At 65.9% G+C, this 17173-nt stretch carries 19 protein-coding genes; all 19 read right to left on the bottom strand.

The features are described from left to right. Positions 1-6 precede the first annotated feature (6 nt). Positions 7-585 (bottom strand): nicotinate-nucleotide adenylyltransferase, encoded by a 579-nt coding sequence (gene nadD, locus VGQ44_21290; GenBank protein HEV8449373.1) that lies wholly within the window; start codon positions 583-585, stop codon positions 7-9. A gap of 3 nt (positions 586-588) precedes the next feature. Beyond that, positions 589-1413 carry an outer membrane protein assembly factor BamD gene (gene bamD, locus VGQ44_21285; GenBank protein ID HEV8449372.1) on the bottom strand — a complete coding sequence of 275 codons (825 nt, stop codon included), beginning with the start codon at positions 1411-1413 and terminating at the stop codon, positions 589-591. 99 nt (positions 1414-1512) lie between these two features. Further along, a complete protein-coding gene (locus VGQ44_21280; protein HEV8449371.1) occupies positions 1513-2397 on the bottom strand; it encodes an NAD-dependent epimerase/dehydratase family protein in 885 nt (294 codons plus the stop codon). A 25-nt stretch (positions 2398-2422) separates the two neighbouring features. After that, a complete protein-coding gene (locus VGQ44_21275; GenBank protein ID HEV8449370.1) occupies positions 2423-3733 on the bottom strand; it encodes a UDP-glucose/GDP-mannose dehydrogenase family protein in 1311 nt (436 codons plus the stop codon). Positions 3734-3745: 12 nt separating this feature from the next. Beyond that, positions 3746-5098: a nucleotide sugar dehydrogenase gene (locus VGQ44_21270; protein HEV8449369.1), complete on the bottom strand. Its 1353-nt coding sequence runs from the start codon at positions 5096-5098 to the stop codon at positions 3746-3748. After that, positions 5088-6200 carry a DegT/DnrJ/EryC1/StrS family aminotransferase gene (locus tag VGQ44_21265; GenBank protein ID HEV8449368.1) on the bottom strand — a complete coding sequence of 371 codons (1113 nt, stop codon included), beginning with the start codon at positions 6198-6200 and terminating at the stop codon, positions 5088-5090. The genes VGQ44_21270 and VGQ44_21265 overlap by 11 nt, the downstream gene beginning before the upstream one ends. Before the next feature lie 69 nt (positions 6201-6269). Further along, a complete protein-coding gene (locus tag VGQ44_21260; protein HEV8449367.1) occupies positions 6270-7352 on the bottom strand; it encodes a Gfo/Idh/MocA family oxidoreductase in 1083 nt (360 codons plus the stop codon). After that, positions 7349-7966, bottom strand: a complete 618-nt coding sequence (locus VGQ44_21255) for a DapH/DapD/GlmU-related protein (GenBank protein HEV8449366.1) — start codon at positions 7964-7966, stop codon at positions 7349-7351. Before VGQ44_21255 ends, VGQ44_21260 begins: the two co-directional genes overlap by 4 nt. Continuing rightward, the gene (carB, locus tag VGQ44_21250) at positions 7963-11232 is read right to left on the bottom strand and encodes a carbamoyl-phosphate synthase large subunit (GenBank protein ID HEV8449365.1); all 3270 of its coding nucleotides are present in this window, start codon (positions 11230-11232) and stop codon (positions 7963-7965) included. Before carB ends, VGQ44_21255 begins: the two co-directional genes overlap by 4 nt. Beyond that, complete coding sequence (locus VGQ44_21245; protein HEV8449364.1) at positions 11216-12205, bottom strand: GDP-mannose 4,6-dehydratase; 990 nt, start codon at positions 12203-12205, stop codon at positions 11216-11218. The genes carB and VGQ44_21245 overlap by 17 nt, the downstream gene beginning before the upstream one ends. Further along, a complete protein-coding gene (gene gmd / locus VGQ44_21240; GenBank protein HEV8449363.1) occupies positions 12206-13171 on the bottom strand; it encodes a GDP-mannose 4,6-dehydratase in 966 nt (321 codons plus the stop codon). Positions 13172-13329: 158 nt separating this feature from the next. After that, positions 13330-13548 (bottom strand): 50S ribosomal protein L28, encoded by a 219-nt coding sequence (gene rpmB / locus VGQ44_21235; GenBank protein ID HEV8449362.1) that lies wholly within the window; start codon positions 13546-13548, stop codon positions 13330-13332. 4 nt (positions 13549-13552) lie between these two features. Continuing rightward, positions 13553-13921 (bottom strand): 50S ribosomal protein L17, encoded by a 369-nt coding sequence (gene rplQ / locus VGQ44_21230; protein ID HEV8449361.1) that lies wholly within the window; start codon positions 13919-13921, stop codon positions 13553-13555. 5 nt (positions 13922-13926) lie between these two features. After that, on the bottom strand, positions 13927-15000 hold the full coding sequence (locus tag VGQ44_21225; GenBank protein HEV8449360.1) for a DNA-directed RNA polymerase subunit alpha: 1074 nt from the start codon (positions 14998-15000) through the stop codon (positions 13927-13929). Positions 15001-15135: 135 nt separating this feature from the next. Continuing rightward, positions 15136-15771 (bottom strand): 30S ribosomal protein S4, encoded by a 636-nt coding sequence (gene rpsD, locus VGQ44_21220; GenBank protein HEV8449359.1) that lies wholly within the window; start codon positions 15769-15771, stop codon positions 15136-15138. Positions 15772-15774: 3 nt separating this feature from the next. Continuing rightward, the gene (gene rpsK / locus VGQ44_21215) at positions 15775-16152 is read right to left on the bottom strand and encodes a 30S ribosomal protein S11 (GenBank protein HEV8449358.1); all 378 of its coding nucleotides are present in this window, start codon (positions 16150-16152) and stop codon (positions 15775-15777) included. A gap of 27 nt (positions 16153-16179) precedes the next feature. Then, positions 16180-16557 carry a 30S ribosomal protein S13 gene (rpsM, locus tag VGQ44_21210; protein ID HEV8449357.1) on the bottom strand — a complete coding sequence of 126 codons (378 nt, stop codon included), beginning with the start codon at positions 16555-16557 and terminating at the stop codon, positions 16180-16182. Between the two features lie 2 nt (positions 16558-16559). Further along, positions 16560-16676 (bottom strand): 50S ribosomal protein L36, encoded by a 117-nt coding sequence (gene rpmJ, locus VGQ44_21205; protein ID HEV8449356.1) that lies wholly within the window; start codon positions 16674-16676, stop codon positions 16560-16562. A 160-nt stretch (positions 16677-16836) separates the two neighbouring features. Next, positions 16837-17173: orotidine 5'-phosphate decarboxylase / HUMPS family protein (locus tag VGQ44_21200; GenBank protein HEV8449355.1), on the bottom strand; the 337-nt coding region annotated here is incomplete at its 5' end.

Raw genomic sequence — 17173 nt, 5'->3', positions numbered from 1 at the left:
GTTCCTCTATTGGTACAGACGCTCGGCCGCGATGTACGCGGCGACCGCGTCCGGCACGAACCCTCGAATCGACTTTCCTTCCCGCACGCGACGTCGCACCTCGGTGGACGAGATGTCGATCCGCCGCGTTTCCAGCGACTTCAACGCGCCCCCCCCCGGGATCGCCGTCAGATTGGCCGCGTCCCCAGCCCGGACCATCACGACGATCGTCGCGAGCGCCGCGACACGCTCCGGCGCTCGCCACTTGGCGAACGAGTGCGTGACGTCGGCCCCGACGAGCCAGAACAACTCCGCTCCGGGCCACCGTCCGCCCAGGGCCGCCAGCGTGTCAACCGTGTAAGATAACCCGCCGCGATCGATCTCGATCGAATCGACCTCGAAGCGCGGGTCCCCCTCAACGAGTCGGCGCGTCATGGCCAAACGTTGCGCCGCGCTCGCCTCGGTGAGCCCGGCCTTGAGAGGCTGAGACGCCGCGGGAATGAACACCAAGCGGTCGAGCGAGAGAGCGTCGTAGACATCGCCGGCGGCCAGCAGATGGCCGTTGTGCGGGGGATCGAAACTCCCCCCAAGGAGTCCGATCCGCACCGGTCAGCGCCCAGTTGGCGCCGATGGTGGCGGGGGCTTCACGGCCGCTGTCTGCCCCGAATCGGCCCTCGCCGCGGGCGTGTCCGGAATTCCTTTGCATATGTCCAGGGCGCGTTGGTCTTTCGGATACCGCTGCCGCACCTGGGTGCACATGTCGCTCGCGTCGTCCTTGTATTTCACGTCCTTGTACACTTCCACCAAGCGAAGCGCGGCGTCGTAGGCCTTCGGCGTGTTCGCGAACTTCGTGAGGATGTCCTTGAGGTAGATGATCGCCGAGTACGGGTCTTTGCGGCGGATGTAGTACATCCCGGCATCATAGTCCTTGATCGCGAACCAATTCTCGAGCTCGGCGATCTCCTTTTGCGCGACCGTCACGAGCGGAGAGGACGGGTAGAGCCCGATGAGCGTGTTGTATGACGCCAACGCCGTCTCACCATACGTCGGGTCGAGCTGAGGCTTCCGCCACATTCGGCGGTACGAGCGCGCGGTTTCCAGGGCGGCGTCGTCGGCCAGCGAGTCTTCCGGAAACGTCTGGACGAGACGGTCGTAGCTCTGCGCGGCGAGCAGGTGCTCGTCCATGTGATCGTGCGCCGACGCGAGATACCAGTACGACCGGGGCAACAGCGTATCGCGGGGCGGCAGATCCGTCGTCAGCTTCTCGAAGCCGGCGACTGCGTCGTCCCAATGATGCCGATTGTACGCATTCAACGAGGCGGTGTAGAGCGCCTCGTTGCTCGTGAAGTTCTTGAGTTGAAATTCCGGCCGGCACGCCACGACGCCGCCCAATACGACCAGCGCCGCGACGAGTCTGCGAGGGAATCGGTGCATATCCGGATCGTACCCCGGGAATGTGGCATCGGTTCGGACGCGAACTTACGCGAACCGTCAAAGATAACCGGCAAGCCCCGTGCGGGCGTGCACCGGGCCCTACACGCTGCGAGCTGCTTGGCGGCCGCCCGTGAACTCCCGGATCCACTCCATGACGTCCACGGTCGCCTCCCAGCCAAGCTCGTCGCGCGCCCGCGTCGGGTCATCGGTGACGTCGTGGCGGCCTGGGTACCCCTCGACCATGGTGATCGGTCCGCCGAAGGCCTTGGCGATGTCGAGGACACTGTACGAATTGGCCGCCCTCAGCGCGTAACCGTCGCCGTGTCCCTGCTCGCCGACCATGACGATGCCTCGCGCCAGGTCGCGCACGAAGGTGAACGCTCGGCGCTGGGTTCCAGGCGCAACGACCTCGAGCGGCTTTCCCGCTCGGTGAAGCTCCTGGAATTTCGCGATCAGCGTCGCGTATCGGCCGGTGCCGACTTCACGCGGGCCGAACGCGTTGTAGAAATAGCAAATGGCGTAGTCGAGGTCGAACCATCGACCATAGTCGTTGATGAGGTCGACGTTGGTGGCCTTCGTGAACGAATACGGGTTCTGATGCCGCCCGTCGCCCTCGATGGCGAACTTGGTGCTCGAGGCCGAGTAGACGAGCTTGCCCACACCTCGCTGCCGACAAAACTCCGCGACCGCGAACGTGCCGACGATGTTGTAGTCGTAGACCGTCGCGACGTCGTCGAAGCTCGGCGCGATGCGCGCGTACTCGCCGAGATGATAGACGACGTCCGGTGTCTCGGGCACCACACGCGCGATCTCCTTCGTGTGCCCCTCGCGATACTCGGCGCCGACGACGTGGTTCTCCCGGCGGCCCGTCGAGTAGTTGTCGAGCGAAATGATCCGATTCTCCGGATCGCCGACGAGCAACTCGACCACGTGCGAGCCCACGTGACCCGCGCCGCCCGTAACGAGAATCGTCCGCGCGGTCATGGCGTTCGCGCGGCGCCGAGGCGATTCACGCGATCGCCCGGCGCCCGATCGAGTAGTACTTGAAGCCGAGTTCCGTCATGCGGTGGAGCGGATACAGGTTTCGCCCGTCGACGATGATCGGCTGCTTCAGCACCTGCTTGATGCGGGCGAAATCCGGATGGCGGTACTCGTTCCAATCGGTCACGACGGCGAGCGCGTCGGCGCCCGTCGCCGCCTGATAGCCCGACGTCGCGAACTCGACGCGCGAGCCGAGCCGGCGCGCGGCTTCGTCCATCGCGACGGGGTCGTGGGCGGCGACCGTCGCTCCGGCGGCGAGAAGCTCTTCGATCAGCGTGAGTGCCGGCGCCTCGCGCATGTCGTCGGTGTTCGGCTTGAAGGCCAGTCCCCATACGGCGATGCGCGCGCCCGAGACGTCGCCGCCGAGCGCCGTCGTCAGCTTCTCGAACATGCGGTGCTTCTGGTCCTGGTTCACGGCCTCGACCGCCTCGAGAATGCGCAGGCACGTCGCCTGGTCGCGGGCGGTCTTCACGAGCGCCTTCACGTCCTTGGGGAAGCACGAGCCGCCGTACCCCGGACCCGGGAACAGGAAGGCCGATCCGATCCGCTCGTCGCTGCCGATGCCCTTTCGCACCACGTCGACGTTTGCCCCGACGCGCTCGCAGAGCTCGGCGATGTCGTTCATGAACGAGATGCGCGTTGCGAGCATCGCGTTCGCGGCGTACTTCGTCATCTCCGCCGACGGCAGGTCCATGAAGATGATCGGCCGCCCGGTACGCACGAACGGCGCGTACAATTCGGCCATCACGCTGCGCGCGTGATCCGTTTCCGCGCCGAGCACGACGCGGTCCGGCTTCATGAAGTCGTCGACGGCCGCGCCTTCCTTGAGGAACTCGGGATTGCTGACGACGTGAAACGGAAAACGGGCGTGTCGGCCGACGGCGTCGGAAACCTTCGCCGCCGTTCCGACGGGCACCGTGGATTTCGTGACGACCACGGTTTCGCGCGCCATGCTCCTGCCGATCGTCTCGGCGACGTTGAGCACGTATCGCAGGTCGGCGGATCCGTCCTCGTCGGGCGGCGTGCCCACGGCGATGAACACGACTTCGGCGCCGGCGATCGCCGAGGCCACATCGGTCGTGAACGCCAATCGCCGCGCCGACTGATTGCGCGCGACGAGGTGGTCGAGCCCCGGCTCGTAGATCGGCAAGACGTTCTTGAGGAGCCCGTCGATCTTGGCCTCGTCGACGTCGGCACCCGTGACCTGATTGCCGGTTTCGGCGAGGCAAGCGCCGACGACGAGACCGACGTACCCCGTGCCGACCACCGCGATATTCATGTCAGCCCGTCCTCAGTGGTCGGTCCCGTTGGAGCGCGCCGAAAGCGAAACCACGCGGGCCTTCGACGAGTTGAGATTCGCCGTGACGTTGCGCGAATCGACGATCAGCGACGCGTTGTCCATGACCATCTGGTAGTCGACGTCCCGGTGGTCGGTCACGATGACGACGGCGTCGGCGGCCGCCAGCCGGTCCTTCGTCAACGGAACGCCTTTGCGAACGTGGCCGTCCTCGCGGACGCTGTCGATGTGCGGGTCGTGAAACTCGACGGTGGCACCGTGCTCTTCGAGCAAGCGGATCACGTCGAGCGCCGGACTCTCGCGAACGTCGTCGATGTCGCGCTTGTACGCGACGCCGAGCACCAGCACGCGGCTGCCGTTGACCGGCTTGCGGTCGACGTTGAGCGCCTGCGACACCTTCTCGACGACGAACGCCGGCATCTGGCTGTTGATCTCGCTCGCCAGGTCGATGAAGCGCGTCTTGTAGTTCAGCGTGCGCATCTTCCAGGCGAGGTAGTGCGGGTCGAGCGGAATGCAGTGCCCGCCGATCCCCGGCCCCGGCGTGAATTTCATGAACCCGAAAGGCTTCGTGGCCGCGGCCTCGATGACCTCCCACACGTCCACGCCCAGCTTGTCGCAGACGATCGCCATCTCGTTCACGAGGCCGATGTTCACCGAGCGGAACGTGTTCTCGAGGAGCTTGGTAAGCTCCGCGGCCTCCGGCGACGACACGCGCACCGTGCGATCGATGCAGCTCGTATAGAGCGCCATCGCCAATTCGGTACAGTTCGGCGTGATGCCGCCGACGACTTTCGGCGTATTCTTCGTCTGATAGACGGGATTTCCCGGATCCACGCGCTCGGGACTGAACGCGACGAAGACGTCCTTGCCGACGACGAACCCTCTGGCCTCGAGCGCCGGCATGAGGATCTCGCGCGTCGTGCCCGGATAGGTCGTGCTCTCGAGCACGACGAGCGTTCCCTTGCGAGCCTGCCGCGTGGCCGCTTCGGCGGCCGAAATCACGTAGCTCATGTCGGGATCGCGCGTCTTGCTCAACGGCGTCGGGACGGCGATCGAAATCGCGTCCGATTCGCCGAGGCGGGCCTCGTCGGTCGTCGCTTGGAACTTGCCGCTCTTCACGAGCGCGGCGACGTCCGCGGCGGCGACGTCCTGGATGTGCGATTCGCCGCGCGTGAGAAGGCCGACGACTCGTTCGCTGACGTCGTAGCCGATCACGCGGAAGCCGGCCTTGGCGAATTCGACGGCCAGCGGCAGCCCGACGTATCCCAAGCCGATCACGCCGACGACGGCGCTGCGGTCCTGGATCTTGGCGAGCACCGTGTCCTTCGTGGTCCGCTCAGCGGCCATAGAACGCTCGGATCGTGGAGACGACCTCGTCTAGCTGCGCGCGCGTCAGCTCGGGGTAGATCGGGAGCGACAGCACCTCGTTCGCCGCGCGCTCGGATTCAGGGCATGCGCCCTTTTTGTAGCCGAGGTACTCGAAGCACGGCTGCAGGTGCAGCGGCAGCGGATAGTAGATCGCGTTGCCGATGCCGCGGTCCTTGAGAAAGCTCTGAAGCGCGTCCCGGCGGTCGGCGCGAATCGTGTACTGGTTGAAGATCGACTCGTTGGCCGGATCGACGACCGGCGTGACGACGCCGTCGACGCCTCGGAGCGCTTCATCGTAATACGCGGCGTTGCTCCGCCGCTTGTCGCTCCACGCCTCGAGGTGCGGCAGCTTGGCGCTCAGAATGGCGGCTTGCAGCGCGTCGAGACGGCTATTGAAACCGACCTCGTCGTGGAAATACATCTTCGCGCCGCCGTGCATGCGCAGACGCTTGAGGCGCGTGGCGATCGCTTCGTCCTGCGTCACCATCATCCCGCCGTCGCCGAAGGCGCCGAGGTTCTTCGACGGGAAGAAGCTGAACGTGCCGATCGTGGCGACTTCACCGGCCATGCGCCATTCGCCGTCGATCGAGCGGCGGGCGCCGATCGTCTGCGCCGCGTCCTCGATCACCGGCACGCCGCGCATCGCCGTCATCACGCGCTCGATCGGCGCCATCTGACCGAACAGGTCGACGGGTACGACCGCTTTCGTGCGCGAGGTCCGCGCGGCCGCCGCGGCTTCCGGCAGCATGTTGAAGGTGTCGGGATCGATGTCCACGAACACGGCTCGGCCGCCGACGTTGTGGATCGTGCCCGCGGTGGCGAAGAACGTGAACGGCGTCGTGACGACCTCGTCGCCGGGACCTACGTCCAGCGCGCGCAAGGCCAGCAAAAGCGCGTCGGTGCCGCTCGCGCAACCGACGGCGTACTTCGTATGCGACAGTGCGGCGACCTCGCGCTCCAGCCGCTCGACGGGCGAACCCAGAATGAAGAGCTGCGATTCGACGATGCCCGCGATGGCCTGTGCGATCTCCGCGCGAATCGTCTCGTGCTGCGCCCGCAAATCCAGCAAAGGAACCGGCATGACTTCCATCGTGAAATGTTCGAGTGTATCAGGGACAGACTTGAAGGATCACGGGGCCGAAGACGCGAGTCAACGAATGCCCCCCCCCGAGCTCTCGTCGCGCCGGGGGATCAGCACCTCGCGCATCATGCGGTCGGATTCGTAGATCCCCAGGATCAACTCGAGCGATTTGCGCCCCGCCCGCCCGTCGGTCTCCGGCCGTGCTTCGCCGCGCAGCACCGCGAGCACATTGCGGTAGTACCCTTCGTGGCCGAATCCGTACACGTTCGGCGGATTCGTGTTCGCCGACTCGACCAACGCGTCGTCCGGATCGGCATCGGCGAAGTCCCAATGGACGATCTTGTTCACCGCGGTTCCGCCGATCTTCACCGACCCTCGCTCCCCGAGGATAGTGATCGATCCTTCGAGGTTCTTCGGGTAGGTGAGGACGTTCACTTCGATGACGCCCAGCGCTCCCGAGCGGAACTTGAGGATGGCGACGCCGGAGTCTTCGGCTTCGATGCGCCGCGCCTGCGTCGCGGTCTTCGCCATCACGCTCTCGACCGGGCCGACGAGCCACTGAATCAGGTCCACGTAGTGGGACGCCTGGTTCATGATCGCGCCGCCGTCGAATTCCCAGGTACCGCGCCACGGCTCGGCGTCGTAGTACTCCTGCGGCCGCTGCCAGCGCACCGTCACGTTCGCGAGATAGATCCGTCCGAACCGCTCCTTGTCGATCGCGCGCTTGAGGAGCTGGACCGGAGGGTTGAGGCGATTCTGTTTGATGACGAACAACTGCACGCCCGCCGCCTCGCACGCGCGCATGAGGCTGTCCGCCTGCGCGAGCGACAACGCCATTGGCTTCTCGCTCACGACGTGCTTGCCCGCGCGCGCGACCACCGCGCCCTGCGCCGCGTGCAAACCGGACGGCGTGCAGATCGACACGATGTCGATCTCGGGACCGGACGTCTTGAGCATCTCGTCGAGCGTGCGGTACCACGGCACCCCCAACGCCTCGCCGGCGCTTTGCGCGCGAGTCGCGTCGATGTCGCACACCGCGGTCACCGGGAGCCCCTCGACCTTCTTCAGCGCCTCGAAGTGCGTCTTGCTGATTCGCCCGCAGCCGACCAGCGCGACGCGGAACGATCGGTTGGACAGGTCGTCTCCGCTCATTGTCTGTTCTCCCCTGCCCCTACCGGTGTTCCTCGGGCTATCTCGCGGATTCCGTCGCCGGCCCTCTCGTACGTCGTGCCGCACGCCGCGCAGCGTCCTTCGCCGCGGTCGGACAAGCGCTCTCCGCATTGACACATCCAGCCGATGCGCCGCGCCGGGACTCCGGCCATGAGCGCGTACGGCTGTACGTCTTTCGTCACGACGGCGCCCGCGCCGACGAACGCGTATTCGCCCAGCGTGACGCCACAGACGATCGTGGCGTTCGCGCCGATCGACGCGCCCCGTCGCACGAGTGTCCGGCGATATTCGTTGCGCCGCGGAACGTGACTCCGCGGATTCATCACATTCGTGAACACCATCGACGGGCCGCAGAACACGTCGTCCTCGAGCTCCACGCCCTCGTAGATCGACACGTTGTTTTGGATCTTGCAGTTCCGTCCCATCTTCGTCCCGTTCATCACGACGACGTTCTGGCCGAGGCTGCAGCGCTCGCCGATCACGGCACCGGGCATGACGTGACAGAAGTGCCAGATCTTGGTGCCGGCGCCGACCACCGCTCCCTCGTCCACGTACGCCGACTCGTGGATGAACACGCCCTCCCGCCCATCGGTCACGCGCTCACTCCCGTCGCGACGCCCGGCGTGGTCGGCGCGTCAGGCAGCGACGCCTGCCATTCCTGGAGCGACTGCACGCGCGGCCGTCGCGACCGAAGCGACAGGATCGCATCGGACGCCGCGTTCGCGGCGGACATCGTCGTTGTGTACGACACCCGGTTCACGATCGCCGCCTGCCGCAGCAAATAGTCGTCCAGCTGCGCGTGCTTTCCCATAGGGGTATTGACGAGCAACTGCACGTCTCGATTCACAATCATGTCCAGACAGTTTGGGCGCCCTTCGTGGACCTTGAACACGCGCTGCGCCGGGATTCCCCGGGCACGCAAGTACGCCGCCGTCCCCGCGGTGGCCATGATCTCGAAGCCCATCTCGTGGAACCGGCGCGCGATCGGCGTGACGGTGGGCTTGTCGGAGTCGATCACGGTGATCAGGACCACGCCCTCGAGCGGCAACCCGTTCGACGCCGCCAGCTGAGACTTCGCGAAGGCCGACCCGAACGAGTCGGAGATGCCCATCACCTCGCCCGTGGATCGCATCTCGGGGCCGAGAATGGGATCCGTGCCGGCGAACTTGTTGAACGGGAACACGGCCTCTTTCACCGAAACGTAGGGCGGCACGATCTCCTCGGTGAACCCGATGTCGTCGAGCGTCTCGCCCAGCATGACGCGCGCGGCCAGCGACGCCAATGGAACGCCGATCGCCTTCGACACGAACGGAATCGTGCGGCTCGCTCGCGGATTCACCTCGAGCACGTACACGACGCGGTTCTTGATCGCGTACTGCACGTTGATCAAGCCAACGACGCCGAGCGCTTGAGCCAGCGCGACCGTCTGCTCGCGCATCGCCTGCAGGTCGGTCTCGCCGACCAGGTACGGCGGCAGCACGCACGCCGAGTCGCCGGAGTGGATCCCGGCGTCTTCGATGTGCTGCATGATGCCGCCGATCACGACGCGCGTGCCGTCGGAGATCGCGTCGACGTCGCACTCGAAGGCGTCCTCGAGAAACCGGTCGATCAGCACCGGACGTTCCTCCGACACGCGCGCCGCCTTTACGAAGTACTCCTGGAGCGACGACGCGTCATAGACGATCTGCATCGCGCGCCCGCCGAGCACGTACGACGGCCGAACCAACACGGGATACCCGATCGACTCGGCCGCGGCGAGCGCCTCTTCGACGCTCGTCGCCGTGCCGTTCGCCGGTTGCTCGAGTCCCAGCTCGCGCGCGATCTTCTCGAACCGCCGCCGATCCTCGGCGATGTCGATCGCGTCGGGCGACGTTCCGAGAATCGGCACACCGGCCGCCTCGAGGTCGCGTGTCAGCTTGAGCGGCGTCTGTCCGCCGAGTTGTACGACGACACCCTCGGGCTGTTCGCGAGCGACGATCTCCAGCACGTCCTCGAGCGTGAGCGGCTCGAAATAGAGCTTGTCCGAGGTGTCGAAGTCGGTGGAGACGGTCTCGGGGTTCGAGTTGATCATGATCGTCTCGAACCCGCGCTGCCGCAGCGCGATCACCGCTCGCACGCAGCAGTAGTCGAACTCGACGCCCTGCCCGATCCGATTTGGACCGCTGCCGAGGATCACGACCGAGCGTCGTCCGGATCGGGGCGCTTCGGTCTCCTCGTCGTACGAGCTGTAGAGATACGGCGTCGCGGACGGAAACTCGCCGGCGCACGTGTCGACCATCTTATATGCGGGGCGCACTCCGTGCGCCCATCTACGCTCTCGCGCTTCGCGCTCGGTCTCGTCGCGCAGCGTCGCGAGTTGACGGTCCGAGAAGCCCATGCGTTTCATGCGTCGCATGTCGGTTTCGGTGACCTCGACCAGCGACGCATACGCGCGCTCGGCGTCGATCAGCTCGGACAATTGGTGCAGGAACCACGGATCGATCGCCGTGAGCTCGTAGACGTCGTCGACGGTCAGACCGCGCTCGAAGGCGCGCTTGACTTGGAAGATTCGTTCCGGCGTCGGTTGGCGAAGCGCGCCGCGGAGCGCCTCGACGGTGTCGTCGGGCAAGCGGTCGTCCTGCGGCCTCGCGGCAGTCGCCCAGCCCGGGCGTCCCGTTTCGAGGGCGCGCAGCCCCTTCTGAAACGCCTCCTTGAACGTGCGCCCGATCGCCATCGCCTCGCCGACGGACTTCATCTGCGTCGTGAGATACGGGCTCGCCGACGGGAATTTCTCGAATGCGAAGCGCGGAATCTTCACCACGACGTAGTCGAGCACGGGCTCGAACGACGCCGGCGTCGTCTTCGTGATGTCGTTCGGGATCTCGTCGAGACGGTAGCCCACCGCGAGTTTGGCGCCGATGCGGGCGATCGGGAATCCCGTCGCCTTCGACGCCAGCGCCGAGGAGCGAGAGACCCGCGGATTCATCTCGATGACGAGCATCTCGCCGTCGCGCGGGTTCACGGCGAACTGAATGTTGCAGCCGCCCGCGTCGACCCCGACCTCACGAATGATCGCGACTGCCGCGTCGCGCATCACCTGATACTCGCGGTCCGTGAGCGTCATCGCCGGCGCGACCGTGATCGAGTCGCCCGTGTGCACGCCCATCGGATCGAGGTTCTCGATCGAGCAGACGATGACCACGTTGTCCTCGTGGTCGCGCATCACCTCGAGCTCGAATTCCTTCCACCCGATCACGCTGCGCTCGACGAGCACCTGGTGCGTCGGCGAGAGATCGAGACCGTTGCGCACGATCTGCTCGAACTCGTCCCAGTTGTACGCGATGCCGCCGCCCGTCCCGCCGAGCGTGAACGACGGACGAATGATGGCCGGGAAGCCGGTCTTCTCGACAATCTTCTCCGCCTCGTCGTAGCTCTCGGCGATGCCGCCCGCCGCGACGGCGAGGCCGATGCGGTGCATGGCCTCGGAGAAGAGCTTCCGGTCTTCGGCGATCGCGATCGCTTCGGCCGTCGCGCCAATCAGTTCGACATTGTATTTCTCCAGCACGCCGGATTGCGCCAACGCCATCGAAACGTTGAGCGCCGTCTGCCCGCCCATCGTCGGCAGGATCGCGTCCGGCCGCTCCCTCTCGATGATCAGCTCGACGAACTCCGGCGTCACCGGCTCGATGTACGTCCGATCCGCGAACTCGGGATCGGTCATGATCGTGGCCGGGTTGGAGTTGATCAGGATGACCTCGTAGCCCTCTTCCTTGAGCGCCTTGGTCGCCTGCGTACCCGAATAGTCGAATTCGGCGGCTTGCCCGATGATGATCGGCCCGGAGCCGATCACGAGAATTCGGTGCAGGTCAGTTCTGCGCGGCATGTGCGGTAACCGGGCCTGGGCCGGAGGAGCGAAGCAAGTCGTCGATGATGTCGAGGTGCGTCTTGCGGGGCGCCCAGCCGGTCTCGCGCGACAGCTTCGCGGGCGATCCGATGAGCGTCGGGATGTCGGTTGGGCGCACGAGCGCCGCGTCCGTCGAAATGTCGGCGCGCACGCCCGCTCGGTGCAAGACGTCGGTCGCGAGTTGCCGCGCGCTCACGCCGCGCCCGCTCGCCACGTTGTACGACTCGCCCGGTCGCCCACGCTCGGCGAGCAACAGGTACGCGGTCACGACGTCGTCGACGTGCACGTAATCGCGCACGACGTCGTTGCCCAACGCGACGGCCGGCGCAGCGCCCGCGCCGACGCCGCGGGCGCGGGCGACGAGCGACGGGAGCAAGTACTGGCCGCCGTGTCCGATGCCGGAGTGATTGAAGCTCCGGACGCAGACGACGCGCACGCCGGTCTCGCGGAAAATCTGGAGAGCGATCGTCTCTTGAGCTGCCTTCGATGCGCCGTACGTGCTGACCGGCCGCTGTTCGGCCGACTCGTCGAGCGGCATCTCGGAGTCGTCGTGACGGCCGTACTGAACACCGCTGCCGACGATCAGGATCAGGGGATCCAGAGCGCCGGCTGCGCGACGGCGAACGACGGACGAGAGCAGGCGCACCGCGCCGAGCACGTTGACGTCGAGCGTGGCCGTCGGCGATCGGTCGGCGTCGGGGGGAAAGCTCACGCCGGCAAGGTGAAACACGACGTCGGGCCTGCTTGCCTCGATCGCGGCGTCCAGCGCCGCGCCGTCTCGAACGTCGGCGGCGAACCAACGCGCCGCACGCCGCTCTTCCGCCGTGAGAATCGCCGGTCCCTCGAACGAGGCGCCCATCCCCGCCAGATCGACGTCGTCACCACGCTGCATGAGTGACCGCGCGAGCCATTGACCGACGAAGCCGGCTCCGCCGGTCAGCAATGCGCGCATCTAACGGCGCACCTCGTATCGCTTGAGATCCGCCTCCACCATCATCCGCACGAGCTCGTTGAACGTCACCTTGGGCGACCAATCCAACTGTCGCGCCGCCTTCGACGCATCGGCGACCAGCAGGTCCACTTCAGCTGGGCGAATGAATCGCGGATCCTGAACGACGTACTTCCTGTAGTCCAGCCCAACGGCGCCGAACGCGGCGTCGCAAAGGTCGCGCACGGAGCACGTGTGGCCGGTGCCGATCACGTAGTCGTCGGGATCGTCCTGCTGCAGCATGCGCCACATGGCGTCCACGTAGTCGCCGGCGAACCCCCAGTCGCGCCGCGAATCGAGATTGCCGAGGCGCAGCTCTTTCGTGAGTCCGAGCTTGATGCGCGCGGCTCCGTCGGTGACTTTGCGCGTCACGAACTCCAGGCCGCGCCGCGGGCTCTCGTGGTTGAAGAGAATTCCGGACACGGCGTAGAGACCGAAGCTCTCGCGGTAGTTCACGGTGATCCAATGCCCGTACACCTTGGCGACGCCGTACGGGCTGCGCGGATAGAACGGCGTCGTCTCGCGCTGGGGCGACTCGACGACCTTCCCGAACATCTCGCTGGAACTGGCCTGGTAGAAGCGCGCGGTCGGCGCGGCTTTCTTCATCGCCTCGAGCATTCGCGTCACACCGAGCGCGGTGAACTCGCCCGTCAGCACAGGCTGCGACCACGACGTCTGCACGAAAGACTGCGCCGCGAGGTTGTAGATCTCGTCCGGATGGTGCTCGGCGACGACGTCGGTGAGCGACGTCTGATCGAGGAGGTCAGCCGACACTAGCTCGAGCTTGTCTACCAGGTGTCCGATCCGCTCGTACGGCGTCGTCGAGCTCCGGCGAACGACGCCGACCACACGATACCCCTTCGCGAGCAGAAACTCGGCGAGGTACGAGCCGTCCTGCCCGGTGACCCCGGTAATCAGTGCGGTAGGCATTGGCCTAATGGGACGAGTGCGAGGTGCGGTGTGCGGAAAACTGGAACCGGTGCGACGAGAGGGGACCCACCCGCCAGCCGCGATCAATATCGAAAAAAAGGGGAGCTTCGAAAGCTCCCCTTTCCTTGCGTCGAGTGTCGTCGCGGCGGTGCATCGGGTTAGGCGACCGCCTGCCCGCGTGGCGCCCGCTTGATCTTGCCGGCGGCGATGCAACGTGTGCAGACCTTCACCTTCTGAATCTTCCCGTCCACCATCGTACGGACGACCTGCAGGTTCGGCTTCCACGTGCGGCGCGTCTTGTTGTTCGCGTGGGATACGTTGTTCCCGAACGCGACGCCCTTGCCGCAGGTGTAGCACTTGTGGCGTTGAATGGCCATTGGGTTAGCTCTCCTTCGCGGCGGGGACGAGCTCGATGCGCGCCATCTCAGCGCCGTCGCCCTTCCGGTGACCGGTCTTGAGAATTCGGGTGTAGCCGCCCTTTCGCTTGGCGAACGCCGGACCGACTTCCTGGAACAGCTTGTCGGCGGTTTCGCGCTTGTGAATGTGGCGGACCGCGAGGCGACGGTCGTGCAGGGTGCCCGACCGCGCCTTGGTGATGAGCTTCTCGACGAACGGGCGGAGCTCTTTGGCCTTCGCCTCGGTCGTCTCGATGGCGCCGTGCTCGATGAGCGACGACGCGAGGTTTCGCAGAAGCGCGAGCTTCTGTTCGCTGGTTCGGCGAAGCTGCCGCCCCGCTTTGCGATGCCGCATTGCTCTTACTCCTCCATGTCGTCAGGCGCGGCGGCGGCGGCCCGGCTCGGCGGCGTGCCCTGATCGAGCACGCGAACGCTGCCGTCACCGCCTTCCTCGAACCGCATCCCGAAATTCAGGCTCTCGCGCTCGAGCAGATCGGCGATCTCCTGGAGCGACTTCTTTCCAAAATTCTTGACCTGCAGGATCTGGCTCTCGGTCTGGCGAACCAGGTCGCCGAGCGTCCGGATGTTCGAATTCTTGAGCGAGTTCACCGAGCGGACCGACAGCTCGAGGTCGTCGATCGCGGTACGGAGCAGGCTGCCGAGCCGCGCACCGTCGCCCGACGCCGAATCGCCGTCGAAGCCGATCGGGGCGAGCGCGTGCGTGCCGAAGTCCGCGAAGTACTGGAAGTGCGTTTGCGCCAGCGCGGCGGCGTAGCTGACCGCCTCTTCCGGCGAGATCGTGCCGTTGGTCTCGACGGTGAGGACGAGGCGATCGTAGTCCGTGCGCTGCCCGACGCGCGTTTCGGCGACGGTGAAGTTGGCGCGGCGGACCGGATTGTAGATCGAGTCGATGCGAACGAGATCGACGGGAAGGCCGCGGTCGACCGGGTGCTGGTCGGCCTCGATGTAGCCGCGTCCTTTGTTGACGTACAGGTCGACGTTGAGGTCGCGGTCGTCCTGGAGCGTGAACAGGTGGTGCCCGGGTTCGATGATGCGCGCGCCGCCCGAGGCACTGATGTCGCCCGCGGTGACCGGGCCGGCCTCGGTCCGCGTGATGTGGAGGACGACTTCTTCGACGTCGTCGGCCAGGATCAGCGTCAACGACTTGAGGTTGGCGATGATCTGGTGGACGTCCTCGACGACACCCGGGATGGTCTGGTGCTCATGCACGACGCCGTCGATGCGGAACGCCCAGACGGCAGAGCCGCGGAGCGATGAGAGAAGCATGCGACGCATCGAGTTGCCGAGCGTGTGGCCGAACCCGCGCTCCAGCGGCTGGAGACGGAATTCAGCGACGTTCGGGTTGTCGTCGCGCTTGGTGGACTCAACGAGCTGCGGGCGAACGAGCCCGCGGAGATCAATCGTGTTAGGCATGTGATGACATTCCTGTGGTCTTGCCGGTTGCCCGGCATCGCTCTGCCCCGCCCCTTACGCGCGGCAGACTCGAGGGGGAGTAAGGGTCCCGACCGTGCTTCGGTACTGCGGTACTGCTTGCGGCGCTCGTCCGGTCTACTTCGAGTAGAGCTCGACGACCAGTTGCTCCTGCGCCGCGATGGGGATGCTCGGGCGCTGTGGGCGCTCCAACATCCGGCCACTGAACGTGTCGCGATCGACGGCGAGCCACGACAGCGACGGTGCGCGCGACGACTGCTCCATCGACTGAAGGACAGGCACGATCTCGCGCGACTTCTGCCGAATGCGCACCTCTTGTCCGGGCGCCACGGCAAAGCTGGGAATGTCCACCGTCCTGCCGTTGACTTCGACATGGCGGTGCCGAATGAGTTGACGCGCTCCTTTACGGCTCGCGGCGAAACCCATGCGGTAGATCATGTTATCCAGACGGCTCTCGAGTGCCGCGAGAAGGTTGTGGCCCGTGATCCCGGGCAGCGTCGTGACCTTCTCGAACGTGTTGCGGAACTGCTGCTCGCTGAGCCCGTAGATTCGCTTGATCTTTTGCTTTTCGCGGAGCTGCTTCGAGTACTCCGACGATTTGCGGCGGCGCGCCGTGCTCTGGCCGTGCTGGCCAGGCGCGTACGGACGACGCTCGACCGGGCACTTCTCCGTGTAGCACTTGCTGCCCTTCAGGAAGAGCTTCGTGCCTTCCCGGCGGCACTGCTTGCAGCTGGACCCCGTGTAGCGACCCATGGCTCAGACTCTCCGTCGCTTCGGGGGACGGCAGCCGTTGTGCGGGATCGGCGTCACGTCCTTGATCGACTTCACCTGGAGGCCCGCGGTCGCGAGCGCCTGGATCGCCGATTCGCGTCCGGAGCCCGGACCCTGCACGCGGACGTGCACACGCTTCACGCCGGCGGTCAACGCCTCGCGCGCGCACTGCTCGGCCGCGACCGTCGCCGCGAACGGTGTGCTCTTCTTGGAGCCCTTGAAGCCCGCCTTGCCCGACGAGCCCCACGACACCGCGTTCCCGTGCGAATCCGTGATCGTGATGGTGGTGTTGTTGAAGGTCGCGCTCACGTGCGCGATGCCTTCAGCCTCCACCACCCGCTTTGCCTTCTTCCCTGTCGCCATACGAAAGGATGTCTCTGTGTGTCGGGATTACTTGGTGACTTTCTTTTTGCCGGCGATCGCGCGGCGCGGACCCTTCTTCGTGCGCGCGTTCGTGTGCGTGCGCTGACCGCGGACCGGCAGACCCTTGCGGTGCCGGATGCCGCGGTACGAACCAATGTCCATCAACCGCTTGATGTTCATCGCGACTTCGGTGCGGAGCGCACCTTCGACCTTGTACTCGCGTTCGATCGCGCCGCGGATCTTGTTCACGTCCGCGTCGGTGAGATCGCGCACGCGCAGTGCCGCATCGACGCCGCTCTTCTTGATGATCTCGGCGGCGTTCTTGCGGCCGATGCCGTAGATGTACGTGAGACCGATCTCGACCTTTTTGTCGCGAGGGAGATCGACGCCAGCAATACGAGCCATGATTAGCCCTGACGCTGCTTATGCTTGGGGTTGCGCTTGCAGATGATGCGAGTCACGCCGTTTCGCTTGACGACTTTGCAGTGCTCGCAGATCGGCTTCACGCTGGTGCGAACTTTCACGGACGCTCCAAAAAACGACGCACGCCTTGTGCGTCGAGATAGACGTTTCGGGACAGACCTTAACAGTAAATAGGACCGTAACTTCGATCAAGGGGAAGAACGCGGAGCCGGACGCAACCGGGGCACCCCACCGTGTCCAGCCGCTCCGGATCGCCGTGTCTCAGGCGACGCCTGAGCCCAGCTCGAGGGCGACGGCCCGCATTGCTTGCCGACGGTCGGGGGCTCCAGTCACCATCCTCCCGACCACGACATACCGCGCTCCAGCGGTCGCGGCCTCTCTCGGCGTGACGACACGCGCCTGGTCCTGCGAACCTTCCCCGGCGGCTCGGACCCCAGGTACGAGGATCGACAAACGGTCGCCGAAGCGCCGGGAAACCGCGCCGGCCTCGCTGCCGCCACACACCACTCCGTCGATGCCGGCCTCCGCCGCGCCCTCGGCGAGGCGCAGGACTTCGGCCTCGACGTCGAGGCTCGCGCCCCGCCCCCAGGCTTCGGCC

Source organism: Gemmatimonadaceae bacterium, from assembly GCA_036003045.1.
Classification (GTDB): domain Bacteria; phylum Gemmatimonadota; class Gemmatimonadetes; order Gemmatimonadales; family Gemmatimonadaceae; genus JAQBQB01.
Note: the sequence above shows the minus strand (reverse complement) of the source record. Positions and strands in the feature narration are given on the sequence as shown.